Source organism: Aeromonas sp. s10, from assembly GCF_040907975.1.
GTDB classification, from domain to species: Bacteria; Pseudomonadota; Gammaproteobacteria; order Enterobacterales; family Aeromonadaceae; genus Aeromonas; species Aeromonas caviae.
Map to the genome: position 1 here is coordinate 72,651 of NZ_JBFOCV010000026.1, position 25,287 is coordinate 97,937.

The 25,287-nt window shown below is 63.4% G+C and carries 26 protein-coding genes; 20 read left to right on the top strand and 6 right to left on the bottom strand.

Annotated elements, in window-relative coordinates; all coding sequences use genetic code 11:
* Window positions 1–4: 4 nt before the first annotated feature.
* From AB5Y59_RS06285 to rimO, 6 genes are all read right to left on the bottom strand, one after another.
* The gene (locus AB5Y59_RS06285) at window positions 5–1,003 is read right to left on the bottom strand and encodes an ABC transporter ATP-binding protein (protein WP_180911478.1); all 999 of its coding nucleotides are present in this window, start codon (window positions 1,001–1,003) and stop codon (window positions 5–7) included.
* Window positions 1,004–1,014: 11 nt separating this feature from the next.
* Complete coding sequence (locus AB5Y59_RS06290; RefSeq protein ID WP_368211672.1) at window positions 1,015–2,037, bottom strand: ABC transporter ATP-binding protein; 1,023 nt, start codon at window positions 2,035–2,037, stop codon at window positions 1,015–1,017.
* A complete protein-coding gene (locus AB5Y59_RS06295; protein WP_010673904.1) occupies window positions 2,034–2,939 on the bottom strand; it encodes an ABC transporter permease in 906 nt (301 codons plus the stop codon). The genes AB5Y59_RS06290 and AB5Y59_RS06295 overlap by 4 nt, the downstream gene beginning before the upstream one ends.
* A gap of 1 nt (window position 2,940) precedes the next feature.
* Entirely contained in the window at window positions 2,941–3,924 is a 984-nt protein-coding gene (locus AB5Y59_RS06300; protein ID WP_010673905.1) for an ABC transporter permease, read from the bottom strand.
* 117 nt (window positions 3,925–4,041) lie between these two features.
* Window positions 4,042–5,724, bottom strand: a complete 1,683-nt coding sequence (locus AB5Y59_RS06305) for an ABC transporter substrate-binding protein (protein ID WP_010673906.1) — start codon at window positions 5,722–5,724, stop codon at window positions 4,042–4,044.
* Between the two features lie 545 nt (window positions 5,725–6,269).
* Window positions 6,270–7,598 carry a 30S ribosomal protein S12 methylthiotransferase RimO gene (gene rimO / locus AB5Y59_RS06310; RefSeq protein ID WP_368211674.1) on the bottom strand — a complete coding sequence of 443 codons (1,329 nt, stop codon included), beginning with the start codon at window positions 7,596–7,598 and terminating at the stop codon, window positions 6,270–6,272.
* A gap of 267 nt (window positions 7,599–7,865) precedes the next feature.
* On the opposite strand from rimO, the gene AB5Y59_RS06315 reads away from it, so the two are divergent.
* From AB5Y59_RS06315 to fliR, 20 genes are all read left to right on the top strand, one after another.
* The gene (locus AB5Y59_RS06315) at window positions 7,866–8,957 is read left to right on the top strand and encodes an HD domain-containing phosphohydrolase (RefSeq protein ID WP_039039918.1); all 1,092 of its coding nucleotides are present in this window, start codon (window positions 7,866–7,868) and stop codon (window positions 8,955–8,957) included.
* A gap of 391 nt (window positions 8,958–9,348) precedes the next feature.
* The gene (locus AB5Y59_RS06320; protein WP_039039917.1) at window positions 9,349–9,717 is read left to right on the top strand and encodes a helix-turn-helix transcriptional regulator; all 369 of its coding nucleotides are present in this window, start codon (window positions 9,349–9,351) and stop codon (window positions 9,715–9,717) included.
* An 88-nt stretch (window positions 9,718–9,805) separates the two neighbouring features.
* Window positions 9,806–10,870, top strand: coding sequence for an ACR3 family arsenite efflux transporter (gene arsB / locus AB5Y59_RS06325; RefSeq protein WP_368211675.1), 1,065 nt, complete (start codon window positions 9,806–9,808; stop codon window positions 10,868–10,870).
* A 51-nt stretch (window positions 10,871–10,921) separates the two neighbouring features.
* Window positions 10,922–11,347 (top strand): glutaredoxin-dependent arsenate reductase, encoded by a 426-nt coding sequence (arsC, locus tag AB5Y59_RS06330; RefSeq protein ID WP_141227063.1) that lies wholly within the window; start codon window positions 10,922–10,924, stop codon window positions 11,345–11,347.
* Between the two features lie 103 nt (window positions 11,348–11,450).
* On the top strand, window positions 11,451–12,227 hold the full coding sequence (locus AB5Y59_RS06335) for a lipoprotein (RefSeq protein ID WP_041212621.1): 777 nt from the start codon (window positions 11,451–11,453) through the stop codon (window positions 12,225–12,227).
* A 139-nt stretch (window positions 12,228–12,366) separates the two neighbouring features.
* Window positions 12,367–12,753, top strand: a complete 387-nt coding sequence (locus tag AB5Y59_RS06340) for a hypothetical protein (RefSeq protein WP_103259757.1) — start codon at window positions 12,367–12,369, stop codon at window positions 12,751–12,753.
* Window positions 12,754–12,882: 129 nt separating this feature from the next.
* Window positions 12,883–13,200 (top strand): flagellar hook-basal body complex protein FliE, encoded by a 318-nt coding sequence (fliE, locus tag AB5Y59_RS06345; RefSeq protein WP_029314161.1) that lies wholly within the window; start codon window positions 12,883–12,885, stop codon window positions 13,198–13,200.
* Window positions 13,201–13,255: 55 nt separating this feature from the next.
* Complete coding sequence (gene fliF, locus AB5Y59_RS06350; RefSeq protein WP_368211676.1) at window positions 13,256–14,956, top strand: flagellar basal-body MS-ring/collar protein FliF; 1,701 nt, start codon at window positions 13,256–13,258, stop codon at window positions 14,954–14,956.
* On the top strand, window positions 14,949–16,010 hold the full coding sequence (fliG, locus tag AB5Y59_RS06355; protein WP_010673917.1) for a flagellar motor switch protein FliG: 1,062 nt from the start codon (window positions 14,949–14,951) through the stop codon (window positions 16,008–16,010). The genes fliF and fliG overlap by 8 nt, the downstream gene beginning before the upstream one ends.
* A gap of 70 nt (window positions 16,011–16,080) precedes the next feature.
* Window positions 16,081–16,884, top strand: a complete 804-nt coding sequence (gene fliH / locus AB5Y59_RS06360) for a flagellar assembly protein FliH (RefSeq protein WP_128343085.1) — start codon at window positions 16,081–16,083, stop codon at window positions 16,882–16,884.
* Between the two features lie 74 nt (window positions 16,885–16,958).
* Window positions 16,959–18,290 (top strand): flagellar protein export ATPase FliI, encoded by a 1,332-nt coding sequence (fliI, locus tag AB5Y59_RS06365; RefSeq protein WP_029314163.1) that lies wholly within the window; start codon window positions 16,959–16,961, stop codon window positions 18,288–18,290.
* A gap of 16 nt (window positions 18,291–18,306) precedes the next feature.
* Window positions 18,307–18,747 (top strand): flagellar export protein FliJ, encoded by a 441-nt coding sequence (gene fliJ, locus AB5Y59_RS06370; protein WP_039039911.1) that lies wholly within the window; start codon window positions 18,307–18,309, stop codon window positions 18,745–18,747.
* An 87-nt stretch (window positions 18,748–18,834) separates the two neighbouring features.
* On the top strand, window positions 18,835–20,754 hold the full coding sequence (locus AB5Y59_RS06375) for a flagellar hook-length control protein FliK (protein ID WP_368211678.1): 1,920 nt from the start codon (window positions 18,835–18,837) through the stop codon (window positions 20,752–20,754).
* A gap of 57 nt (window positions 20,755–20,811) precedes the next feature.
* Entirely contained in the window at window positions 20,812–21,318 is a 507-nt protein-coding gene (fliL, locus tag AB5Y59_RS06380; protein ID WP_010673922.1) for a flagellar basal body-associated protein FliL, read from the top strand.
* Window positions 21,319–21,328: 10 nt separating this feature from the next.
* Window positions 21,329–22,402, top strand: a complete 1,074-nt coding sequence (fliM, locus tag AB5Y59_RS06385) for a flagellar motor switch protein FliM (RefSeq protein WP_010673923.1) — start codon at window positions 21,329–21,331, stop codon at window positions 22,400–22,402.
* Between the two features lie 42 nt (window positions 22,403–22,444).
* Window positions 22,445–22,840, top strand: coding sequence for a flagellar motor switch protein FliN (gene fliN, locus AB5Y59_RS06390; RefSeq protein WP_010673924.1), 396 nt, complete (start codon window positions 22,445–22,447; stop codon window positions 22,838–22,840).
* Window positions 22,837–23,220, top strand: coding sequence for a flagellar biosynthetic protein FliO (fliO, locus tag AB5Y59_RS06395; RefSeq protein ID WP_010673925.1), 384 nt, complete (start codon window positions 22,837–22,839; stop codon window positions 23,218–23,220). The genes fliN and fliO overlap by 4 nt, the downstream gene beginning before the upstream one ends.
* Window positions 23,207–23,965 carry a flagellar type III secretion system pore protein FliP gene (fliP, locus tag AB5Y59_RS06400; protein WP_048207230.1) on the top strand — a complete coding sequence of 253 codons (759 nt, stop codon included), beginning with the start codon at window positions 23,207–23,209 and terminating at the stop codon, window positions 23,963–23,965. The genes fliO and fliP overlap by 14 nt, the downstream gene beginning before the upstream one ends.
* Before the next feature lie 122 nt (window positions 23,966–24,087).
* Entirely contained in the window at window positions 24,088–24,357 is a 270-nt protein-coding gene (gene fliQ, locus AB5Y59_RS06405; RefSeq protein WP_010673927.1) for a flagellar biosynthesis protein FliQ, read from the top strand.
* Between the two features lie 91 nt (window positions 24,358–24,448).
* A complete protein-coding gene (gene fliR, locus AB5Y59_RS06410) occupies window positions 24,449–25,246 on the top strand; it encodes a flagellar biosynthetic protein FliR (protein ID WP_010673928.1) in 798 nt (265 codons plus the stop codon).
* Window positions 25,247–25,287: the final 41 nt, after the last annotated feature.

A 25,287-nucleotide genomic window follows, 5' to 3' on the forward strand; every position in this document is an offset into this window, starting at 1 on the left:
CTGCTTACCCCTGTTCGTGGAGGTAGCAGCGCACGAAGTGGTTGTCGGCGAGCCGGGTCACCGGCGGCAGGCTCTCCTTGCAGCGCGCCATGGCCTGGTGGCAGCGACCGGCGAAGGGGCAGCCACGGGACTCCGGCGTCCAGAGCGGGATCTCCCCCTTGCGGCCTCCCTCCAGCTCGGCGTGGATGCTCTTCTCGGGATCCGGCACCGCCGAGATGAGCAACTGGGTGTAGGGGTGCTGGGGGTGGTGCAGGATCTCGTCCACCTCTCCCCACTCCACCATGTGACCCACGTACATCACCGCCAGATCTTCCGCCACGTAGCGGGCGGTGGCGATGTCGTGGGTGATGTAGAGCATGGAGACGCCGAGCTCGTTCTTCATCTGCTCCATCAGGTTGAGGATGCCGATGCGAATGGAGACGTCGAGCATGGAGGTGGGTTCGTCCGCCAGCACCACTTCCGCCTCCACCGCCAGGTTGCGGGCGATGTTGACCCGCTGGCGCTGGCCGCCGGAGAGCTGGTGCGGGTACTTGGCCGCGGTCGCCTTGGCGGGGGTCAGCCCCACCTTTTCAAGGAGGCCATAGACCATGTCGGGCAGATCCCGCTTGTCGCTCACCTTGCTGTGCAGCAGCAGGGGGCGGGCGATGTGGTGGTAGATGGTGTGGGTCGGATTCAATGAACCGAACGGATCCTGCCACACCATCTGCACGCTCTGGCGATAGTCCAGCAGGGCGGTGCCCTTGTTGAACTCCTCCAGGTCGCGGCCACGGTAGAGGATGCGGCCGTTGGAGAGCTTGTACATCTTGGCGATGATCTTGGCGATGGTGCTCTTGCCGGAGCCGGATTCCCCCACCACTGCCAGGGCGCGGCCCCGGTGCAGGTTGAAGGTGATGTCGGACAGCGCCCGCATCTTGCCGCTCTTGATGGCGTTGGAGTTGACGGCGAAGTCCTTGTAGAGGTGCTGGACCTCGATGATGGGCGCGTCGGTTTGGGCGATTTGCATGACAGACATCCTTAACAGCCAGCGGCCTTGTCCAGATGGATCGGAAGATCCGGTTGTTCCTCTGCTGCCTCATGAAGGTGACAGGCAGCCTGTTGGCCGGGCCGGATCTCGGCCAGCCGGGTGTATTCCTGGCGGCAGCGCGCGTGCACCTTGGCGCAGCGTGCCTGGAAGCGGCAGCCCACCGGCACCTCCAGCAGGTTGAGTGGGCTGCCAGGGATCCCCTCCAGCACGGTCTTGGGCCCGTGCAGGGGGGGGAAGGAGTTGCCAAGGCCCCGGGTGTAGGGGTGCAGGGGCGCGGTCAGGATCGCCTTGGCCGGCGCCACCTCCACCAGTTCCCCCGCGTACATGATGCCGATGCGATCGCAGAACTCGACCATGAGCGAGAGGTCATGGGTGATGAAGAGGATGGAGAAGTTGAACTTCGCCTTGAGCGCATAGACCTTCTGCAAAATCTCCCGCTGCACCACCACGTCCAGCGCCGTGGTGGGCTCGTCCATGATCAAGAGCTCGGGGTTGAGGGCCATGGCGATGGCGATCACCAGCCGCTGGCGCATGCCGCCGGAGAACTGGTGCGGGTAGTCCTTGAGCCGGCTCGGGTGGATGTCGACTATCTCCAGCAGCTCCTGGGCACGCTTGATCGCCTCATAGCGGGTCATGCCGGGGTTGTGGGCCAAGAGCACGTCGCAGAACTGCTCCTCCATGCGCAGCACGGGGTTGAGCGCATTCATGGCGGACTGGAACACCACGCTCGCCTGGCGCCAGCGGTAGCTGCGCAGTCGCTCGTCGTCGAAGGCGAGGATGTTCTCTCCCTTGAACAGGATCTCGCCGCCGCTGATGTAGGCGGGCGGTTTGTGCAGGCGCGCCACCGAGAAGGCGACCGTGGACTTGCCGCAGCCGGACTCGCCGGCGAGGCCGAACACCTCACCCGGCATGATGTCAAAACTGACCGAATTGACGGCGCGCACGTCGCCGCTCTCGGTGATGTAGTCGACGCAGAGCTGGCGCACCGACAGCAGGGGTTGTTGCAGGGTCATGCTGTCTTCTCCTGAGCAGTGATGGGAGTGGCAAGCTGCTTCCAGCGACGCAGGCCCTTGTGGGAACGAAGCTGCGGGTTGGCAATTTCGTCGATGGCGAAGTTGAGCATGGCGAGGCCCGCCCCCAGGGTGGCGATGGCAAAGCAGGGGGCCAGGATCTCCCACCAGGCGCCCACCAGGATGGCGCTCGAGGTCTGGGCGTTGTAGAGCATGATGCCCCAGCTGACCACGGTCGGGTCGCCGAGCCCCAGGAACTCCAGGGTCGCCTCGGTGACGATGGCGTAGATGATGGACCCGATGAAGCTCACCCCGATGATAGAGATGAGGTTCGGCAGTATCTCCACCAGGATGATGCGCCAGGCCGGTTCACCCAGCACCTCGGCGGCGATGACGAACTCCTTTTCCCGCAGGGCCAGGGTCTGGGCGCGGATGACCCGGGCACCATAGGCCCAGGAGGTCAACCCTATGATGAGGGCGATCACCATGGGGGAGGCCTCTCCGATGAAGCTCGCCAGCACCAGCAACAGGGGGAGGTTCGGGATCACCAGCACCACGTTCATCAGGAAGGTGAGGCACTCGTCCACCACGCCGCCGAAGTAGCCGGCGGTGATGCCCACCGTGATGGCCAGGGCGCACACCAGCAGGCCTGCCCCGAAGCCCACCATCAGGGAGATGCGGGCGCCGTTGGTGAACTGGGCCCAGAGATCGTGGCCCATGCGGTTGGAACCCATCACCAGCTCCACGCTGGGGGGCTGGTGGGGGCGGGCGACCCGCTTGGTGGGTTCGTTGCTGGCGAGCAGCGGGGCGAACAGGGCCATCAGCACGAAGGTGACCACGATGGCGAGGCCGAAGGCGGCCTTCTTGTTGCCCAGCAGGATTTTCAAGATAGTCGGCATACGCATCTTATTTGCCTCCTGTACGCAGACGGGGATCCAGGAAGACGTAGAGCACGTCCGCCAGGAAATTGAAGCTGAGCATGGTGATGGTCATGATGAGCAGTTGCCCCTGGATGAGGGGGTAGTCACGGGCCAGGATGCCCTGATAGAGGGTCAATCCCAGGCCGGGGTAGTTGAAGATCACCTCGGTGATGAGGGATCCGCCGATGACGAAACCGAGCGCCATGGAGAGGGCGGTGACGCTGGGCAGCACGGCGTTGCGCGCGCCGTAGTTGAAGATCACCCGGTTGCTGGAGAGCCCCTTGGCCTTGGCCATGGTGATGTAGTCCTCGCCCAGGAGATTGATCATGTTGTTGCGCATGGTGATGAGAAAGCCCCCTACCTGCACCGCGGCCAGGGTGCCCACCGGCATGATGGCGTGCAACAGGATGCTCTTGATGTGTTCCCAGCCAAAATCGGCGGGGATCTCGGGGCTGTAGGCGTAGCCGATGGGCAGCCAGCCGAGGCTCACACCGAACAGGAAGAGGGCGAGCAGGGAGACCACCACGGGGGGGATGGCCTGCATCACCAGGGTGAGCGGGGAGAGGATGCTGTCCATGCGTCCGCCCCGGTACCAGGCGGCGAAGATGCCGACGATGGAGCCGATGGAGAAGCTCAGAATGGTGGAGGTGCCCACCAGGAACAGGGTCCAGCCGATGGCGCGGCCGAGGACGTCGGCAACCGGTTGGGGGTAGTAGCGCACCGAGGTGCCGAGATCCCAGGTGAAGACGCTCTTCACATAGGTGAGAAACTGGGTGCCGATGGGGCCGTCCACGAAACCGAAAGTGGCTTTGAGGGCTTCCAGCGCGGCGGGTTCCATCATGGCGCCGGCCCGGGCAAACATGACGGAGACGGGGTCCCCCGGCATGGCTCTGGGTAGCAGGAAGTTGATGGTGGCGGCCACCAGGAAGGCGACCAGATAGAAGGAGAAGCGTCTAAGTATAAATCCCATGGTGATACCTTTTACTGCAAGCCTGCCCCGCGCCGGGCAAAGCTCCCCCAACCCCGGCAACGACGGGGGATGGAAGACATGGCGGGGAAGAGGGCCCCCCGCAGGGGGCCGGGGTGATTAGCTGTTTGGCTTGAGTGACAGCACGTGCAGCAGACGCTCCGGAGTGTCCGGGTGAACCTGCGGCTTGGCGACCGGGTTGTCGGCACTGAACCAGCCATTGAAGCGCTTGGTGCTGTATTCGTACCAGGTCGGGTTGTTGAACACCGGGATGATGGTCTGGTTGGCCCCGACACGCTCCTGGATGGCGAACATGATCTCCTTCTGCTTGGCCGCATCGGCGGTCTGGGTGAAGTCGTCGATCAGTTTGTCGAGCTCGGGATCCTTGTAGCGGGGCGCCGCGAAGCGGTTGCCGCGCTCACCCATGTTGCGGGAGTGGAAGGCGGTCTCGAAGTACTTGTGCGGGTTGGCACCGGCAAAGTAACCCTGCAGGGCGACGTCGAAGTCACCGGTGATCAGGGACTCGGTCCAGACGGTGGCTTCCGGGGTGGCGGTCTTGGCGTTCAGGCCCAGGGCTTGCAGGCCTTCGACCCCGATCTGGACGGTGTTGACCCAGTCGGTCCAGCCGTTCGGTACCAGCACCTTGAACTCGATCTTCTTGCAGCTCGGGGTGTCGAGGAACTTGTCGCCGTCACAGTCCTTGTAGCCCGCCTGTTTCAGCAGGGCCTTGGCCCCTTCCAGGTCAAACTTGTTGTACTTGCCGTACTTCTTCTCGACGTCCGGGTTGTCCCAGGAGGCGAATGCCTTGCCAAGCCCTGACGGGTACTCGTTGACGGTGGGGTAGCCGTAGCCCGCGATGTCCACCATGGACTGGCGGTCCATGGCCATGGAGAAGGCGCGGCGGAAGTTGATGTCGTTGAAGGCTTCGTGGTTGCCCGGGTTCTTGCTCTGGAAGTTGACGTTGAACGCCACTGTGCCGGAAGCGGGGAACCAGTACTTGTTGTTCTTGGGATCGTTGCCGACGTAGAGGCGCTCGATGTCCGGCACGAAGGAGCCGAACCAGTCCACGTCACCCTTCATCACGGCGGCCAGTACCTGGTCGTTGGTGGCCATCTGCGGCATGCGCAGGCAGTCGATGGAGAGGCTGGCGTTGTCCCAGTAGTGCGGGTTGCGGCACTGGGTGTAGAGCTGGGCGGAGAAGTTGTCCACTTCGGTGAAGGGACCGGTCCCGACCGGCTTGTCGTTGGTGAAGGCCACCGGGTCTTTCACCGACTTCCACTGATGCTCCGGCACGATGGGTACCAGCACCAGGTCGTTCACCACGTTGGTGTTGATCTCGGCCAGGTCGAATTTGACCTTGTGGTCACCCAGCTTCTCGACACCCTTGATCTGGGTCCAGATGGAGCGCTCGTCCAGCGCCTTGTTGGCCTTGACCAGGTTGAAGGAGAAGAGGATGTCGTCGGCGGTGAAGGCTTCACCATCGGACCACTTGACCCCTTCGCGCAGGTCGAAGGTGACGGATTTCAGATCATCGCTGAAGGCGTAGTGGGTGGCCAGACGATAGACGGGTTTGCCACCCTGCATATCGTTGAAGATCACCAGCGGCTCATAGATGAAGTGACGGGTGGTGTGGAGCAGACCCGCTTGCAGGAAGGGGTTGAAGTTCTTGACCCATGCGGTTTCCTGCTGGGCAACCAGGGTCAGCACCGTCTTGTTGTCGGCGGCCATGGCTGTACCGGTGGCACCGGCAAGCAGAGTTCCCAGCATGACTGAAGTTGCGATTTTGGATACTTTGGCAAGCATATTTTTTCCTTTCTTATTGGTCTTCCATGGTTTTGGAATGGAGCACCGATATCGCATGCTTGGATACCGGCCCTCGCTGTTGGTCAGGTTTTGCACCCTTGTAGTTGTGTCGTCCAACGCCCTTAGAAAAGCAGAATTAACAGGAAAACAACAACTCTTCATTTCGTCGATATCGTAAAAATTGCACGGCGCACGTCATTATCGTCAAAATGCATTTTAAATCCTTTTAAATTATAAAGTTGCATTAATTCTCACAAAGTAAAAAGTCACCTTGCCACTCCCTGTGGCAACGATAATGTGAGCTGGATCGTGCTCGTTTTTTCCCCGTTGACACGGCTTATTTTTGCGCAGGAAACAAGCGACTCATGTGGCAGGAGAGAAGTGTGTGCTGGTTCACGGGCGCGTGCGAAAAGAGTAAGGAGAGGGAGATCGGTGACGAGGGGCGGGACAGGGGATGACAGGGGGGCATGCAAGAGCCTGACGGGCGGCGGACATTAAAAAAGCCAGTCGGTGAGACCGACTGGCTTTGAGGGGGAGTGGCGTGATTATTCCACCAGGCTGGCCCAGAGGTCGTACTCGTCCGCTTCGTCGATGCGGACCTTGACCATGTCGCCGGGCTTGAGGCCGGTTTCACCGTTCAGGTAGACCAGTCCGTCGATCTCGGGGGCATCGGCGGCGGAGCGGCCGGTGGCACCCTCTTCGTCCACCTCGTCGATCAGCACCAGCATCTCTTTGCCCACTTTACGGGCCAGCTTGCGGATGGAGACCTGCTGTTGCAGTTCCATGAAGCGCTGGAAGCGCTCTTCCTGCACCTCGGCCGGCACCGGATCCGGCAGCTCGTTGGCCTTGGCACCCTCGACCGGGCTGTATTTGAAGCAGCCAACCCTGTCCAGTTCCGCCTTGTCGATGAAGTCCAGCAGCATCTGGAACTCTTCCTCGGTCTCGCCGGGGAAGCCGACGATGAAGGTGGAGCGCAGGGTGATCTCGGGGCAGGTCTCGCGCCACTTCTGGATGCGCTCCAGGGTGCGCTCGACGGAGCCGGGGCGCTTCATCAATTTGAGGATGCGCGGGCTGGCGTGCTGCAGCGGGATGTCGAGGTAGGGGAGGATCTTGCCGTCGCGCATCAGGGGGATGACGTCATCTACGTGCGGGTACGGGTAGACGTAGTGCAGGCGCACCCACATGCCGAGCTTGGCCAGCTCTTCGCACAGGGCCACCATGCTGGTCTTGACCGGCATGCCGTCGTAGAAACCGGTGCGGTGCTTGACGTCCACGCCGTAGGCGGAGGTGTCCTGGGAGATCACCAGGATCTCCTTCACGCCAGCCTCTTTCAGGCGCTTGGCCTCGGCCAGTACTTCGCCGATGGGGCGGCTCACCAGATCCCCGCGCATGGAGGGAATGATGCAGAAGGTGCAGCGGTGGTTGCAGCCTTCGGAAATCTTGAGATAGGCGTAGTGGCGCGGGGTCAGCTTGACGCCCTGGGCCGGCACCAGGCTGGTGAAGGGGTTGTGGGTGGGTTTTTCCACGTATTTGTGGACGTGGCCCAGCACCTCTTCATAGGCGTGGGGACCGGTTATTTCGAGCACCTTGGGGTGGATCTCGCGGATCTGGTTCTCTTTGGCACCCAGACAGCCGGTGACGATCACCTTGCCGTTCTCGGCCAGGGCCTCACCGATGGCTTCCAGGGACTCCTGCACCGCGCTGTCGATGAAGCCGCAGGTGTTGACCACCACCAGCTCCGCATCGTCATAGCTGGGCACCACGTCGTACCCTTCGGTACGCAGCTGGGTCAGGATGCGTTCGGAATCAACCAGGTTTTTGGGGCAACCCAAGGAGACGAATCCTACTTTGGGGGCCTGTTTTGTGTTGGACATCGCTCAATCACTCTTAGGTGGCTCTTATTCAAGGGCGCGGATTTTACCGGAATGGCTAACCAAAAACTATACAGCCGACACGTCGGAAGCGAACAATCTCTTTGCCCGGGGACGCGGGGTGGGGCGGGCGTGACATGACCACGGGCAGGGAGGGGGCCGTCGCCGGTGCGGGCGGGATCACGATCCCTGTGCGCCGTCACCATTTGGCAGGAGGGGCAAAACGGGTGTCACTATACTCCCAACAGGCCTATCAGAAGGATGTGCGGGATGGAGAGTTCATTTGGTGAGAAAGTGCAGAATGTGCACGCCACCCTCAGGCAGCGGTTTGACAAGTTGAGCCGGGTGGCGATCGCCATCTACGACCCGCAGACGGACCAGCTCAAGACCTTTGCCCACAGCACGGACGGGGGCTCGCCGCTGTTGCAGTACGAGGTCAGGCTGAGCGAGGTGCCTTCCCTGCGCTACCTGGCCGAGCACCAGCAGCCCAGGGTGCTCGATACCCTGGATTCCCTGCTGGGCTCCCCCTCCGAGCACAGCCGCAAAGTGCTGGCGGCCGGGTACGCGTCGAGCTATACCGAGCCGCTGCTGCTCAACAGTCGCTTGTTCGGCTTTCTGTTTTGCGATGCCAAAGAGCCCGGTTACTTCGATGGCGCTATTTGCGGTGAGCTGGCGGCCTATGCCCAGATCCTGGCGGCCATCATCGCGGTGGAGTTCTTCTCCATCCAGACTCTGAACGGGGCCCTGACCACGGTGCGGGAGTTCAGCCGCTACCGGGACGAGGAGACCGCCAATCACCTGCACCGCATGTCGGCCTATTCGCGGCTCATCGCCCGGGAGGTGGCGGCCCATTACCCCTTGAGTGACGAGGAGGTGGAGTTCATTCACCTCTTCTCCGAGCTGCACGATATCGGCAAGATTGCGGTGCCCGACGCCATCCTGCTCAAGCCGGGCAAGCTCACGGCCGAGGAGTACGGGGTGATGAAGACCCACCCCTTCAAGGGGCGGGAGATGATCGCCCTGATGATCCGCGAGTTCGGCCTGGACGGTATCCATCACACCGACATGCTGAAGAACATCATCGCCTACCACCATGAGCGTTTCGACGGTCAGGGCTACCCGGAAGGACTGGCGGGGGAGGCGATCCCCCTGGAGGCCCGCATCGTCGCGGTGGCGGATGTGTTTGACGCCCTTACCAGCGAGCGACCCTACAAGCAGGCCTGGCCCCTCGAAACGGCCTTTGAATACCTCAAGACCCATGCAGGCAGCCAGTTCGACCCTGTCTGCGTCGCGGCGGCGCTGCAAAGCCGGGAGGCGTTTTGTGCGATCCATCGGCAATATCGGGATCCCGTGATCACCTGATTGCGCCCCTCTCTCCTCCCCGGTTTCTCCCGGATTCCCCAGGCCCCGTCATCTGACGGCGGGGCCCTGGGGCCATTTCTCGTTTCATCACCTTTTGGTGCATCCGGCGCCGGGGGTTGTTCTGCGGCATTGCGGCTTTGCGGCGGGGCAGGGCGCCGCGGTGAGCGGGGCGGCCAACGGGAGGATTGTCCGGGGTAAGGTCATAAGAGTGCCTTATAAAGAGAGGCCAGATATTAGCCGTATGACTGACATGAGGCCGCTGGCGGGCACGACATGGCCGGGGCGGCGCCTCTGGTGGCCCGTCCCGTCGCGATGTCGGCTCGGTGGTGATACTTTGATCATTTCAATAATTCTTGTATAGTTGAAATGAAGCATCCAAGGGGGGAGACCCATGAACAAAGAGACGGCCACCAAGGTCTTTGAATCGCTGGCTTCCGGCATCCGGCTCGAGGTGTGGCGGCTGCTGGTCAAGGCCGGGCTGGAGGGGCGGGTCGCGGGGGAGCTGGCTGGCGAGCTCGACATCGCCCCCAATACCCTCTCGTTTCACCTCAAGGGGATGCTCAACGCCGGGTTGCTGTCGGTGGAGCAGGAGGGGCGCTTTCTGCGCTATCGCGCCAACATCCCCCTGATGCTGGGGGTGATCGCCTACCTCACCGAGGAGTGCTGCGCCGGTCATCCCGAGGCGTGCGGCCTGCTGCCCGCCGGGCCCGGCAGCGCTTCCCGCGCCGAGGGGTCGTCGCCCTGCTGCGGCGAGTCGTAACAGGCCAGGGCGGGCTGTCGATGCCCATGTGCCGTGCCATTTATCTATTCAACCTGGGGTGCGAGCGTGGATCGCACCGGGAGTCATCATGTCTGCAAACTGTGAGGCCAAGGCAGCCTCTGCCATCGGCTTTTTTGAACGTTATCTGACCGCCTGGGTCGCCCTCTGCATCCTGGTGGGCATTGGCCTCGGGCAGGGGTTGCCGAGTCTCTTCAAGGCCATCGGCGCCATGGAGGTGGCCAGGGTCAACCTGCCGGTGGGGCTGCTTATCTGGGTGATGATTATCCCCATGCTGCTCAAGATCGACTTTGGCGCCCTGCACCAGGTGAAGGGGCACCTCAAGGGAATCGGGGTCACCCTCTTCATCAACTGGCTGGTCAAGCCCTTCTCCATGGCCTTCCTCGGCTGGCTCTTCATCCGCGTGCTGTTTGCCGACTGGCTGCCGGCGGATCAGCTGGACAGTTACGTGGCTGGGCTGATCCTGCTGGCAGCGGCCCCCTGTACCGCCATGGTGTTTGTCTGGAGTCGCCTCACCAACGGCGATCCCTACTTCACCCTGTCGCAGGTGGCGGTGAACGACCTCATCATGGTGTTTGCCTTTGCCCCGCTGGTGGCGCTGCTGCTCGGGGTCTCCAGCATAGTCGTGCCCTGGGATACCCTGCTCACCTCGGTGGTGCTCTACATCGTCATCCCCGTCATCCTCGCCCAGCTGCTGCGCAAGGCCTTGCTGAGAAAGGGGCAGGCCCATTTTGACGGCGTCATGACGTGCATCCAGCCCTGGTCGGTGGCGGCCCTGCTGCTCACCCTGGTGCTGCTGTTCGCCTTCCAGGGCAACGCCATCATCGAGCAGCCGCTGGTCATCGCCCTCCTGGCGGTGCCCATCCTGATCCAGGTGCTGTTCAACTCAGGGCTCGCCTACTGGCTCAACCGCAAGGTGGGGGAGAAGCACTCGGTGGCCTGCCCTTCCGCCCTGATCGGGGCCTCCAACTTCTTCGAGCTGGCGGTGGCCGCCGCCATCAGTCTGTTCGGCTTTCATTCGGGTGCGGCGCTCGCCACCGTGGTCGGGGTGCTCATCGAGGTGCCGGTCATGCTGCTGGTGGTGCGCGTGGTCAACGCCAGCAAACCCTGGTACGAGGCGGGGCTAAGCCGCTAACGGATGGCCACTAACCCATTTCTATTCACTTGAGTCATGAGAGACAGGCAAATGAGTGCAATCACCCTCTATCACAACCCGGAGTGCGGCACCTCCCGCAACACCCTCGCGCTGATTCGCAACAGCGGTGTGGAGCCCACCATCATTCACTATCTGGAGACGCCCCCCTCCCGCGACGAGCTGGTGGCCCTGATCGCCGCCATGGGCATGCCGGTGCGCGATCTGCTGCGTAAGAACGTGTCCCCCTACGAGGCGCTGGGGCTGGCAGAAGATCGCTTCAGCGATGACGAACTGATCGATGCCATGCTGGCCCACCCCATCCTCATCAACCGGCCCATCGTGGTCACCCCCCTCGGCACCCGGCTGTGCCGCCCGTCGGAGGTGGTGCTCGATATCCTGCCCGACCCGCAGCAAGGGGCCTTTGCCAAGGAGGATGGCGAGCAGGTGGTGGACGGTCAGGGCAAACGGCTTCGTTGAGCCCCTGCGCGTCAGCGTCTGACCCGCACCGGGGGGATGGCCTTAACGGGCAGGCGCCAGATCTGCTACTGTGACCTTCGACTCATCACAGAGGGTGGAAACAATGAAGATTCGATTCCTGGTGATAGCCACGGCACTGGCGCTGGCCTCAACCCCCGGTCTGGCCGACTGGGCAAAGCTGAAGGAGGCCGCCTCCGAACTCGGTACCGCGGTGAGCGATACCAGCAAGGAGGCGTGGAAGGGGATCACCGATTTTTCCAAGGAGACCTGGGAGTCGGTGTCCAGCTGGGGGGCCGAGGCCTACAACAAGGCGGGGGCCTGGACGGCAGAGAGCGCGGCCACCGGCAAGGAGTGGCTGACCGCCGCCGACAAGAAGCTCGACACCATGCTCGAGCCCAAGACCCCGGAGGAGGCGAGAACCGCCCTCGATACCATGGCCGATACCGCCCTGGTGCGGCTGTTCAACGAGCAGCCCTCGGCCAAGTTGCTGTTTGACAAGGCTTATGGCTATGCGGTGTTCGACTCGCGCAAGTTCTCCCTGATGATCCACACCAATCAGGGGGCCGGGGTCGCCGTCAATCGCACCAGTGGCAAGCACACCTACATGAAGATGTTCGGTGCCGGTCTTGCGGCCGGGATCGGCGGCAAGTTCTACCAGCAGGTGATCCTGTTCGAGGACAAGGCGAGGTTCGATGCCTTCGTCAGCAAGGGGTGGGAAGCCACCTCCGAGGTGGGCGCCGTGGCGGGCAAGGAGAGCGCCGAGCTCACCGCCAAGTACAATGGCGGCATGGCCATCTACCAGATTGGCGAGAAGGGGCTGTTGCTTGACGCCAACATCTCGGGCTCCAAGTACTGGCTGGATGATGACCTGAACAAGTGATCCCTGCCGATCTGACTCGTTTTTTCTTGGAGGAGATCGAGGTGCACTCTGTTTAATTGTCGGGACTTGCAGTAAAAAGAGGGCCTTGGGCCCTCTTTTTCATGGGCGCCGCACAGAGTCCAGCGACAAGGAGAGCAAGATGACCCATGAGGCCGAACAGGAGCGGATGGCTGCCCACCGCCGGGAGTGGGACAAGCAGAGCATCTATCTGCGCCTGCAGGAGGGGATCCCGGCCGCGTTCTGGGTCTGGGGGGATCTGGTGGCACCGCTCGAACCCTGCCTGACACAGGGTGATCAGGGGGCATCCTTCGGTTGGGGGGAGGCCGACGAGGCCAGCCTGGCGCTTTCCCATGCCATCATCGCCAGGCTGGTGAGCGTGGGGCTGGTGGCCCCCGAGCAGGCGGGGGAGAAGGCCCGCTACCTGCGCGACGAGGTGCTGGCCAAGCTGCCTGCAGGCGAGCACTACGATCTGCACCTGAGTTACCTGCGGCTGCTGCTGGGCGATCCCCCCGGATCGGCAACCTGATCCCCGGATGGCCGGTGCCCGCCGGCCTGATCGCGCCCCGCTTTTATCCCTGATCTCGAGATCTCGCTCTGGTTGGCACCTTTATTGCTTCAAGCCAGTCAGTGTCAATGATTTGTCTGGGAAGGGAAGATGGAAATTAGCGCAAGCAGCCTGATGCAAGAGATGCAGGCCCTCAAGGTGGAAGCCGGTGCCACGCCGTTGACCCAGCCCGGTCGTCCGGTCAGCTCCGATTTCGGCCAGATGCTGCAACAGGCCCTGGACAACGTCAACGAGTTGCAGGGCACCGCCAACGATCTGCGTACCCGCTTCGATCTCGGCGACAAGTCGGTGGATCTCTCCCAGGTGATGATCGCCGGCCAGAAATCCTCCATCGCCTTCGAGGCGACGGTGCAGGTGCGCAACAAGATGGTCGATGCCTACAAGACCATCATGAACATGCCGGTGTAACTCGGGCCCATGGCGACCGAGCATCATGAACATGTCAGCAACAAGGACATAAACCGTGGCTAACGATCCAAACGGCGATCTGCTGATCAACAACGAGGGGGCGGCCGCCCTCGACGAGCACGAGCAGAAGAGCTCGGCGCTGGGCTTCCTGTCCAACACCGATGTGTTGCGCCAGATCACCCTGATCCTGGGGCTGACCATCTGTCTGGCCATCGCCGTCTTCATCCTCTTGTGGGGCAAGGAGCCGGAGATGCGTCCCCTCGGCACCTTCACCACCCAGGAGCTGGTCTCCACCCTGGATTACCTGGATCAGCAGAAGATCCCCTATCAGGTGGATGGCAAGAGCGTGCTGGTCAGTGCTGAAAACTATGCGGACATCCGGTTGCGCCTGACCCGCGCCGGTCTGGCCAACAACAGCGACGCCAGCAACGACGGCGAAGCCATCCTGCTCAAGGACTCCAGCTTCGGCGTCAGCCAGCGCATGGAGAGCGAGCGCCTGAAACTGAGCCGCGAGCGCCAGCTGGCGAGCGCCATCGAGCAGTTCCAGAACGTCGCCAAGGCCCAGGTGCTGCTGGCTATCCCGAAAGACAACGTGTTCGCCCGCAACGAACGCAAGCCCAGCGCCACCGTGGTTCTGAGCCTCAAGGGCAACGCCCTGGGCCAGGGTGAGGTGGACTCCATCGTCGACATGGTCGCCTCCGCCGTTCACGGTCTGGAGCCGACCCGCGTCACCGTGACCGACCAGAACGGTCGCCTGCTCAACTCCGGCTCCCAGGATCCCCTCTCTGCCCAGACCCGCAAGGAGTTTGCGATGCAGCAGAAGCAGGAGCTCGAATACAAACAAAAAATTGACGCCATCCTGATCCCGGTGCTGGGGGCCGACAACTATACGGCAGAGGTGGATCTCTCCCTCGACTTCTCCCAGCAGGAACAGACCCGCAAGACCTACAACCCGGACCTGCCGGCGGTGCGCTCCGAAATGACCATGGAAGAGAACAGCGCCAGCGGCAGCAACGGCGGGGTACCCGGCGCCCTCTCCAACCAGCCGCCCGCTGCGTCCAACATTCCCGAGCAGGCAGCCGGCGGGGAAGGAACCGCCTCTTCCGGCCGTTCCCGCAAGGAAGCGACCCGCAACTTCGAACTGGACACCACCGTCAGCCACATCCGGCGCCAGCAGGGCGGCATTCGCCGCATGACGGTGTCGGTGGCGGTGGATTACAAGGCCATCCCCGGCGCCGACGGTGCCGTGACCCGGGAAGCCCGCAGCCAGGCCGAACTCGATACCCTGCGCCGTCTGCTGAGCGGCGGTCTGGGCTTTGACGTGACCCGGGGGGATACCCTGGAGGTGGTCGCCATTCCGTTCAACCGCCCGGAACTCGAGACCGTGGCCGACATCCCCCTCTACGAGCAGCCCTGGTTCTGGCGCGCGGTGCGCATCGCCGCCTCCGTGCTGGTCATCATAGTGCTCATCGTCACCGTGGTGCGGCCCATGCTCAAGCGCCTGCTCTACCCGGACGCCAAGCCGGAAGGGGAGCTGGACTTCGACAACCACACCGTGCTGGGTGGCGACGACGAACTGAGCCTGCTGGCCGCCCAGGCCGAGGCCGAACCGGTATTCGGTCTGCGGGATGGTCAGCTCAAGCTGCCTGACCTGCACCGTGACGAGGATCTGCTCAAGGCCGTGCGCGCCCTGGTAGCGAACGAACCTGACCTGGCCGCCCAGGTCATCAAAGAATGGGTAACTAAAGATGCCTGAAGAGAATAAAAGCCAGGTCACCGGTAACGACATCACCGAAAGCCAGCGTCTGATCCTGGATCAGATGGGCGGCATGGAGATGGCGGCGGTGCTGATGCTGAGCCTCAACGAGGAGGATGCGGCCCAGATCTTCCGCCACCTCGAGCCCAAGCAGGTGCAGCGGCTCGGCATGTCCATGGCCTCCATGTCGGATTTCAGCCACGATCGGGTGGCGGCGGTGCATCGTCAATTTATCGACGACATCCAGAAGTACACCAACATCGGCATCGGCAGTGAAGACTTCGTGCGCAAAGCCCTGGTGGCGGCGCTCGGGGAGGACAAAGCCAGCAACCTGGTGGATCAGATCATCCTGGGGTCAGGCGCCCGCGGCCTCGACTCCCTCAAGTGGATGGATGCCCGCCAGGTGGCCAGCATCATCCAGAATGAGCACCCGCAGATCCAGACCATCGTCCTCTCCTATCTGGAGCCGGAGCAGTCCGCCGAGATCCTGAGCCAGTTCCCGGAGCAGGTGCGCCTAGATCTGGTGATGCGCATCGCCAACCTCGAAGAGGTGCAACCGGCGGCGCTGCAGGAGCTCAACGACATCATGGAGAAACAGTTCGCCGGTGCAGCAGGTGCCCAGGCGGCCAAGATGGGCGGCCTGAAGGCGGCGGCCAACATCATGAACTACCTGGACACCAACATCGAAGGGCAGCTGATGGACTCCATCCGCGAGTCGGACGAGGAGATGAGCCAGCAGATCCAGGATCTGATGTTCGTGTTCGAAAACCTGATCGACGTGGACGATCGGGGCATCCAGACCCTGTTGCGGGAAGTGCCCGGGGATCTGCTGCAACGGGCCCTCAAGGGGTCGGACGACCAGATGCGGGAAAAAGTATTCAAGAACATGTCCAAGCGGGCCGCCGAGATGCTGGCGGACGACCTCGAGGCCATGGGGCCGATCCGGGTCTCCGAGGTGGAAGCCGCCCAGAAGGAGATCCTCTCCACGGCGCGCCGCCTGGCGGATGCGGGCGAGATCATGCTGGGGGCGGGTGGTGGCGAAGAGTTCCTCTAAGCCATGGGCCATGGAATGTGCGATGATGTCGGCCCCTGTACCCGGCCCTCGATAGGAGTCTCTTCGGCACATGAATGACAAGAACAGCAAACTGCGCGGCTATCTGAGGCCCGAGTCCGACACGGCGCAGATTGAGACCTGGGGCTGGCCAGAGATGGAGACCGAAGCCGAGGTCGAGACCAATGCCCTGGGGCTGGCTCCTGACTGGTATCGTCAGGAGCAGGCCGATGCGGCCCTGCCGGAAGAACAACCCGAAGAACCCGCCCCCAGCATCACCGCCGAAGAGGTGGAGGCGATTCGTCAGGCCGCCTGGGAAGAGGGGATGCGCGATGGGCGCGAGGCCGGTTTTGCCAAGGGGCTGGAAGAGGGCAAGCTCGAAGGCTTGCAGCAGGGCCACCAGGCCGGGCTGGAGCAGGGCAGGGAAGAGGGCCTCGCCATGGGGCGGGAGCAGGTGGAGCTGGAGATAGCCCGCTGGCAAGCCCTGGTCTCACGCCTGGCCACTCCCCTTGGCGAGATGGACGAGGCGGTGGAGCAGCAGCTCATCGCCCTGGTGCAACAGCTCGCCCGCGCCCTCATCCGCCATGAGGCGCAAACCTCCCCCACGCTGCTGCTGGAGGCCCTCAAGCAGGGGTTGGCCCTGCTCCCTGCCGCCGAGCAGGGGGTTACCCTGATGCTGCACCCGGAGGACGTGACCCGGGTAGAGGCCGCCTTTGGCGCCGATGAGTGCGCCAGGCGCCACTGGCGGCTGCAAAGCGAACCCACCTTCTCCCCCGGCGATCTGCAACTGGCCACCGAGCTTTCCAGCATCGATCTCACCCTCTCCGGGCGCATCGATCAACTGCTGCGCAACTTCCTGCGTGACAACGCGAGCTGAGCCATGGCCCGGTTCGAACCCGTCGTGCAGCGTCCTGCTGACGGCATCATCAGGCACTCATCGTCGGAGGCGACATGACGGCACCCCTTCTTGATCGGCTTAAAGGCTACCGGGTTCGCGAGCAGGCCCCCATACCGCCGGTGGCGGGCAAGCTCACCCGGGTGGTGGGGTTGACCCTGGAAGCCATTGGCTGCCGCGCCGCCATCGGCTCCCTGTGCCGCATCGATACCCAGGATGGGGCCCTGGAGGCCGAGGTGGTGGGTTTTGCCGGGGATCGCCTGTTCTTGATGCCGAGCGAGCAGCTCAAGGGGGTTATTCCCGGCGCCCGGGTGGTGCCCGTCACCGAAGATCACGGCATTCCGGTGGGCATGAGTCTGCTTGGCCGGGTCATCGATGGCATCGGCCAGCCCCTGGACGGGCTCGGCCCCATCCTCTCGTCCCAGACGGTGCAGTTCGCCCAGCACCGCATCAATCCCCTGGCCCGTCGCCCCATCCATCAACCCATGGACGTGGGGGTACGGGCCATCAATGCCGTGCTCACCGTGGGCCGGGGTCAGCGAATGGGGCTGTTCGCCGGCTCCGGTGTCGGCAAATCCGTGCTGCTTGGCATGATGACCCGGGGCTCGGTGGCGGATGTCGTCGTGGTGGGCCTCATCGGGGAGCGGGGCCGGGAGGTGAAGGAGTTCATCGAGGAGATCCTCGGCGCCGAGGGGCGCGAGCGCGCCGTGGTGGTGGCCGCCCCTGCCGATGCCTCGCCGCTGATGCGCCTCAAGGGGTGCGAGACGGCGCTCGCTATCGCCGAGTATTTCCGCGAGCAGGGGCTCAATGTGCTGCTGCTGATGGACTCCCTCACCCGCTACGCCCAGGCACAGCGGGAAATTGCACTGGCGGTGGGGGAGCCGCCGGCCACCAAGGGCTATCCCCCCTCGGTGTTTGCCAAATTGCCGGCGCTGGTGGAGCGGGCCGGCAACGGCAGCGACGGCCAGGGCTCCATCACCGCCTTTTTCACCGTGCTGACGGAGGGGGACGATCTGCAGGATCCCATCGCCGACGCGGCCCGGGCCATCCTCGATGGCCACATCGTGCTGGCGCGGGAGCTGGCGGATGCGGGCCACTATCCGGCCATCGACATCGAAAAATCCATCAGCCGGGTCATGCCCATGGTGACCTCACCGGAGCACATGGAGCTGGCGCGCACCTTCAAGCAGTTCTACTCCCTCTACCAGCAGAACCGGGATCTCATCACCATCGGCGCCTACAGCCAGGGATCGGATCCGCGCATCGACCGGGCCATCATCCAGAAACCCTATCTGGATCAGTTCTTGCAGCAGAAAATGCGCGAGGTCATTCACTACGATGAAGGCCTGCAATCCCTGCAACTGGTGGCCATGCCCCTGATGCGTTGACCGGTGGAGAGCCCTTATGAGTAAAGGATTGACGTTGCTGGCGAGTCGGCTGGAGGAGGCCGAACAGCAGGCCGCCATGGCGCTGGCCAAGGCCCAGCAGGATCTCAAGCTGTTCATGGATCAGCAAAACGCCCTCAACCAGTACCGCCAGATCTACCACCAGCAGTGGACGGAGCGCGGTCTGCAGGGGATCAGCCCCCAGCAGAACAGCCAGTATCACGCCTTCATCAACAAGCTCGAAAACGCGGCGACCCAGCAGTACCAAGGGGTGTTGCAAGTGCGCGAGGCGCTGGCCGAGTGCCGCACCCAGTGGCTCGAAGCCCAGCAGCGGCGCAAGGCGGTCGAGCTGCTGCTGGAGAAGAAGGCGGACAAGGTGCGCCAGAAGGCCCAGCGCCAGGAGCAGAAGATGCTGGATGACTACGCCATCCTGCGTCGTTATCACCAATCTGGCCTGTAATTTGCTTTCTTCCAGTCATGCGAGGCCGATGGGCCAAGCCATGACCGCACGTGCGGCCGTCACCGAATCGTCGTCAGGGATCCCAGCATGATACAGACCCCCTTGATTAGCACTCTCCCCCAGGCGCCTTCTGCCGATGGCAGCGCCACCCTGCTGGCTCCCACCGTCGGGGGCGAAGGGGGCGTGCAGCCGTCAGGCGAGGGCAAGGCCGCCTTCTCGCAAGCCATGGCCATGGCCCAGCTGATGGGCAAGGCGCCAGCCAGCCAGGGCAATCCAGCGCTCCAGGGGCCCGCCGAGGGCGCCCGGGAGGGGCTTGCCCCGGCTGCCAAATCTTTGGCGTCTGACGAGCCCGCCACCGAGTCCGTGTCTTCCTCGAAGGGGGCGGACGACGAGGGCGAGCTGCCTCCCGACGACTTCCTGCAACAGTTGCAAGCCTCCCTGCGCCAGGATGTGAGCCTGGTGGTGCCCCCGACATCGCCCGCCCTGGCCGGTGAGGCGGCGGTGCCTGTGGACGGCAACCCCTTGCCGCCTGGCGCCGCTGCGCCTGGGATGGCAGAGGGGGTGGGAATGGCAGAGGACGTGGGGTTGGCAGAGAGCGTGGAGGCGGCAGAGGGGAGCGCCTCCCTGCCGCAGATGGCGCTAGAGCGTCAGCATGAAGGGAACAAAACGAAAGCCATCCCCGGTGCGGCCCAAGGCGCCAGCGCCGTGCCAAGCGGTCAGGGGGCTCTGCCGCTGGGGGCCGAAGAGCCCCCCTTGGCCGATGACACTGCCGTGGCAGACCAGGGCGGGGTGACCCGCCAGCCCATGGCAGGCAAGGGAGCGGAGCCGGATGCCAAGGGGGTCGAGCCCCCTCTCTCGGGTCAGGAGCGTGCCGCCCTGCTCGCCAAAGTGGTGGCTGGAGAAAACGCCCAGGCTCCCACTGTCACCCGGGCTGACTCATCGCAAGAGGCACGGGTGACCAATCCCCTGGCGTCGGCCGGACAGGGGGCAACCGCTTCCCGTGCTGCCAGCGCCTATGGCGATGGCGTGATCCGGACGGTGGCGCAGGGGCCGGCCCCTGCAGCCACACCGGAGTCCGCTCCGCCCGCGACGGCGGCAGGGGCAGAGAAGGAGGCCCCTGTCGCCGGTGAGGCCAGACAGGCTGAGGCCGCGAGCGGGCAGGGAGCCCGTGCAGGGGCCGAGCCTGTAGCGAATGCAGGGAGCAGCCAGCCCGTGACGACGGACGACCCGGCCCCAGTCCAGGCGGCGCCGCAGATCCTGGCTCGTCATGAATCCCAGGGGGCACAGGCTCCCCTGACGGCCCTCTCGGCGGGCCTGGACCAGATGGAGAGCGCCCCCGTGGTGGCCGCCGGCGTTGCCGTGTCGGTGAAGCCCGCGGTGGACAAGTCCCGGCTCGATGAGCTGGGCAAACAGTCGGGGATGGAGGTCAAGGGCAGTGAACCCGCCGAGGGGAGCCAGCCTTTGCATCAGGCCCAGAGCCAGGTCGGCGAGAACAGACCGCTGGCCGAGGCGACCGTCAGACGAGAGCCCCAGAGCCTGCCCCACCTCAAGCTGGCGACCCCTGAGGCTCCCGAGCAGCTGCACCACAAGGTGAACCTGATGCTGGCGGACAAGCTGCAACAGGCGGAGATCCAGCTAGACCCCCTGGGGCTTGGCAAGATGAAGATCCAAATCCAGATGGATGCCTCCAGCCAGGCCAGCGTGCACTTCGTGGTGCAGCATGGCCAGACCCGTGAGATGCTGGAGCAGGCCATGCCGCGCCTGCGCGACATGCTGGCAGGGCAGGGGATCCAGCTCGGCCAGACCGTGGTGCAACAACAGGCGCAGCAGCAAGCCTTCCAGCAGCAGGGGCAGTCATCCTCCCAGGGTCAGTCCGGTTTCGGTGACCAGGGGCGACAGGGGGGAAATGGCGGCGGCAGCGATGGCAGAGAGGCCGAGGGGAGCGCTCGCAACCTCACGCTGCTGGTGGAATCGGCAAACGATGCCGGAATCGATTTCTATGCTTGATGCATTCTTAAGTAAGTTTATGATACCGAACAAGTTTGAGACTAGGGTGGACAAGGGATGGCAGACGATAACGAACTGACGCTGAAGGATCCGGCGGCAGGCAAGAAAAAGAAGCTGATCATGATAGTCGCCCTGGCCGTCGTGCTCCTTGGTGGGGGCGGCGCCGGCGCCTGGTTCATGCTCGCCGGTGGGGATGAGCCCGCTGCCGAAAAGAGCGAGGCCAAGCCGGAGGCGAACACGCCCCAGCCCTCGCTCTATGTGGGCATGCCCCGTCCCTTCGTGTTCAACGTGGCGGGAGGCCAGCGGGATCGGCTGGTGCAGATCAAGATCCAGCTGATGGTGCGCGGCACCGCCGACGAAACCCTGGCCAAACAGAACATTCCCCTGATCGAAGGCACCTTGCTGCGGGTCTTCAGCTCGGCGACCGCCGAACAGCTGATGACCTTCGAGGGCAAGGAGAAGCTGCGTCAGGATTCGCTGGAAGAATGCCGCCGGGTGCTGAACGACCTGGTCTCTTCTCCCGTAATCGAACAAGTGCTGTTTACCGGCTTTGTCATGCAATGAAAGGTGAAGCGTGAGCGATCTGTTAAGTCAGGACGAGATTGATGCCCTGCTGCACGGCGTCGACGATGTCGAGGAGGAGGAGCTGGGAGCAGCCGGGGATCCCGGTATCGCCCAGTTCGACTTCTCCTCCCAGGACCGCATCGTCCGCGGCCGCATGCCGACCCTGGAGCTGGTGAACGAACGGTTTGCCCGCCACATGCGCATCAGCCTGTTCAACATGATGCGGCGCACCGCCGAGGTCTCCATCAACGGCGTGCAGATGCTCAAGTTCGGCGAATATGTCCACACCCTGTTCGTGCCCACCAGCCTGAACATGGTGCGTTTCCGCCCCCTCAAGGGGACGGCGCTCATCACCATGGAGGCGCGGCTCGTCTTCATCCTGGTGGAGAACTTCTTTGGCGGTGATGGCCGCTACCACGCCAAGATCGAGGGGCGCGAGTTCACCCCCACCGAGCGGCGCATCATCCAGATGCTGCTCAAGCTGGTGTTCGAAGACTACAAGGATGCCTGGGCGCCGGTGATGGACGTGGGCTTTGAATACCTCGACTCCGAAGTGAACCCGGCCATGGCGAACATCGTCAGCCCCACCGAGGTGATCGTGGTGAGCTCCTTCCACATCGAGCTGGACGGCGGCGGCGGCGACTTCCACGTGGCCATGCCCTACTCCATGCTGGAACCCATCCGCGAACTGCTGGATGCGGGGGTGCAGAGCGACAAGGGGGATACCGACGTGCGCTGGAGCAAGGCCCTGCGCGACGAGATCATGGACGTCAAGGTGGAGCTCAAGGCCAAGCTGCTGGAGACCGAGCTCTCCTTGCGTGAGCTGATGGAGCTCAGACCCGGGGACATCATCCCGGTGGAGATGCCGGAGAACCTGCTGGTCTTTGTGGAGGATCTGCCTACCTTCCACGCCAAGATGGGGCGCACCAAGGAGAACGTGGCGCTCAAGATCACCGACAAAATCAAGCGCCCTGACGGGGTCAAGACAGAGATGCATCTGGTGACCCGCGGGGGCGTGCGCATTGATGGCGAAGCCGAGCTGGAAGAGCTCGAGCGAAGCATCTCTGACAAACACCCTGATTGATCCTCCCCTCGGGGGAGGTGTTGCAACACTGAGGAATTGAAGATGAGCGGAACCGATGACGAGCAGGATTTGATGGCTGACGCCTGGGCGGCCGCACTGGAGGAGCAGGTTACGGCCGAAGCCAAGCCTGCCCCCCTGGAGGAGTTGAAGGACGAAGCCCCCATCAGCGCCGAAGAGCGGCGCAAGCTGGACACCATTCTGGACATCCCGGTGACCATCGCCATGGAAGTGGGCCGCAGCCAGATCAGCATTCGCAACCTGCTGCAACTGAACCAGGGCTCGGTGGTGGAGCTGGATCGGGTGGCGGGTGAACCCCTGGACGTGCTGGTCAACGGCACCCTGATCGCCCACGGCGAGGTGGTGGTGGTGAACGACAAGTTCGGTATCCGCCTTACCGACGTCATCAGCCAGATTGAAAGGATCAAGAAGCTCAAATGATCCGTGTGCTCCCGTTGTGGCTGTTTTCCCTGCCTGCCCTGGCCAACCCGGGGGTAGGGGCCAATCCCCCCAGCCTCACCTCCTGGCTGCTCTCCAGCCTGATGGTGATCGGCCTCATCCTGGTGCTCGGCTTCCTGCTCAAGAAGAGCAAGCTCTCCCAGGTGATGGGAGGGGGCCAGATGAAGGTCATCGCCACCCTGCCCCTTGGCTACAAGGAGAAGCTGATGGTGGTCAAGGTGGGCGGCCAGCAACTGCTGGTCGGGGTGACGCCGCAGCAGGTCAACTTCCTCTATCGCCTGGAGGAGCCGCTGGACGAGAGCCAGCCTCAGGCGTTCTCCGAGCAACTGGGCAAACTGATGGGCAAGCATGAAAAACGTTAACTGGACAGGGTGGCTGGCACTGCTCTCCCTGGTGCTCTCGCCCCTGGCGATGGCCCAGGACGGCATGTCGGCACTCACCGTCAAGACCATGGCGGATGGCAGTCAGGAGTACAGCCTGACCCTGCAGGTGCTGGCGCTGATGACCGCGCTCTCCTTCCTGCCGGCCATGGTGATCATGATGACCTCCTTCACCCGGATCATCGTGGTGCTCGGCATCCTGCGCCAGGCCATCGGTCTGCAGCAGAGCCCCTCCAACCAGGTGCTGATCGGCATCGCCCTCTTCATGTCGTTTTTCATCATGTCGCCGGTGCTGGATCGCATCAACAACGAGGCGCTGCAGCCCTATCTGGCCGAGACCATCGGGGCCAAGGAGGCCCTGGAGAAGGCGGAGCTGCCCATTCACCAGTTCATGCTGGCCCAGACCCGGGTCAAGGATCTCAATACTTTCATGGAGATAGCGAACGTGCAGGTGGCAGAGCCTGCGGACGTGCCGCTACGGGTGCTGATCCCGGCCTTTGTCACCAGCGAGCTCAAGACCGCTTTCCAGATAGGCTTCATGTTGTTTCTGCCTTTCCTGGTCATCGATCTGGTGGTCGCCAGTATCCTGATGGCCATGGGGATGATGATGCTCTCCCCCATGCTGGTCTCCCTGCCGTTCAAGCTGATGCTGTTCGTCATGGTGGATGGCTGGAACCTCATTCTGGGCTCCCTGGCCACCAGCTTCGGGCTGGGCTCGGGTGGTTAGGGGCAGACCCTCCCCCCGGCTCTCCCCTTCACTCGGGGAGGAAGCGAAGAGGCCTCTCTTTCTTTCGAAGGAGGAGGCCAGGAGGATGCGGCCCTGGGCAAACCCATCAAAAGGAGCGAGCAATGAGTCCTGAAACCTTCGTCGACGTCTTTCGCGAGGCGCTTTGGCTGGTGACCATCATGGTGTGCGCCGTGATCCTGCCGAGCCTGATGGTGGGGTTGGTGGTCGCCATCTTCCAGGCCGCCACCTCCATCAACGAACAGACCTTGAGCTTCCTGCCCCGTCTGGTGGTCACCCTGCTGGCCCTGGGAGCGGGTGCTCACTGGGGATTGCAGAGTCTGATGGACTTCTTCCAGCTGATGGTGAGCCAGATCCCCGAGGTGGTGGGCTGATGCCAGCCAAGGGCCACCCTTTCGCTCTGGCCGAGGCAGACCGGGGCCTGCGTCCTCCCGTTGGCTTGCCCCTGCCGGGAGTGCCGCTGTCATGACCTACACCACGGCGCTCATCATGGAGTGGCTCTCCTCCATCCTTTGGCCCCTGGCCCGGGTGAGCAGTCTCCTGATGGTGATGGCGGTCTTCGGCAGCCGGCTCGCCCCCGCCCATATCCGTATCGGCCTGGCGCTGGCGATCACCCTCATCATCGCCCCCCTGCTGCCCCCGATGCCGAAGATCGAGCTCTTCTCCCTCGGCAGCTTCCTGGTGCTGGGGCAGCAACTGCTCATCGGCATCGCGCTCGGCCTCATGACCCAGTTCCTGCTGGAGACCTTCGTGATGGCGGGTCAGGTCATCGCCATGCAGACCAGCCTGGGCTTTGCCACCCTGGTGGATCCCATGAACGGCCAGTCGGCTCCCGTGGTGGGCCAGTTCTACCTGATGCTGGCGACCCTGGTGTTTCTCGCGGTGGACGGCCACCTGCTGATGCTGCGCATGGTGGTGCTGAGTTTCGAAACCCTGCCGGTATCTGACAGCGGGCTCACCCTGCCTGCCATCCGCAGCCTGGTGAGCTTTCTCGGGGTCATGTATCAGGCTTCTCTGGTGATGGCGCTCTCGGCCATCATCGCCCTGCTGCTGATCAACTTCGCGTTCGGGGTGATGACCCGTGCGGCCCCCCAGCTCAACATCTTCAGCATCGGCTTTGCGGTCAGCATGATGTCGGGGCTCTTCATCCTCTGGCTCACCATAGGTGGCTTCATGGGGCACTTCGACGCGCTCTGGGAGCGGGTGCAGGAGACCAGCTGCGAGCTCATCAACGTCCAGTGCTTCGGGGGCCAGCATGACTGAGGCCCTCCCGGTTGCGGCCCTTTTGCCGCCACTCTGGCAGG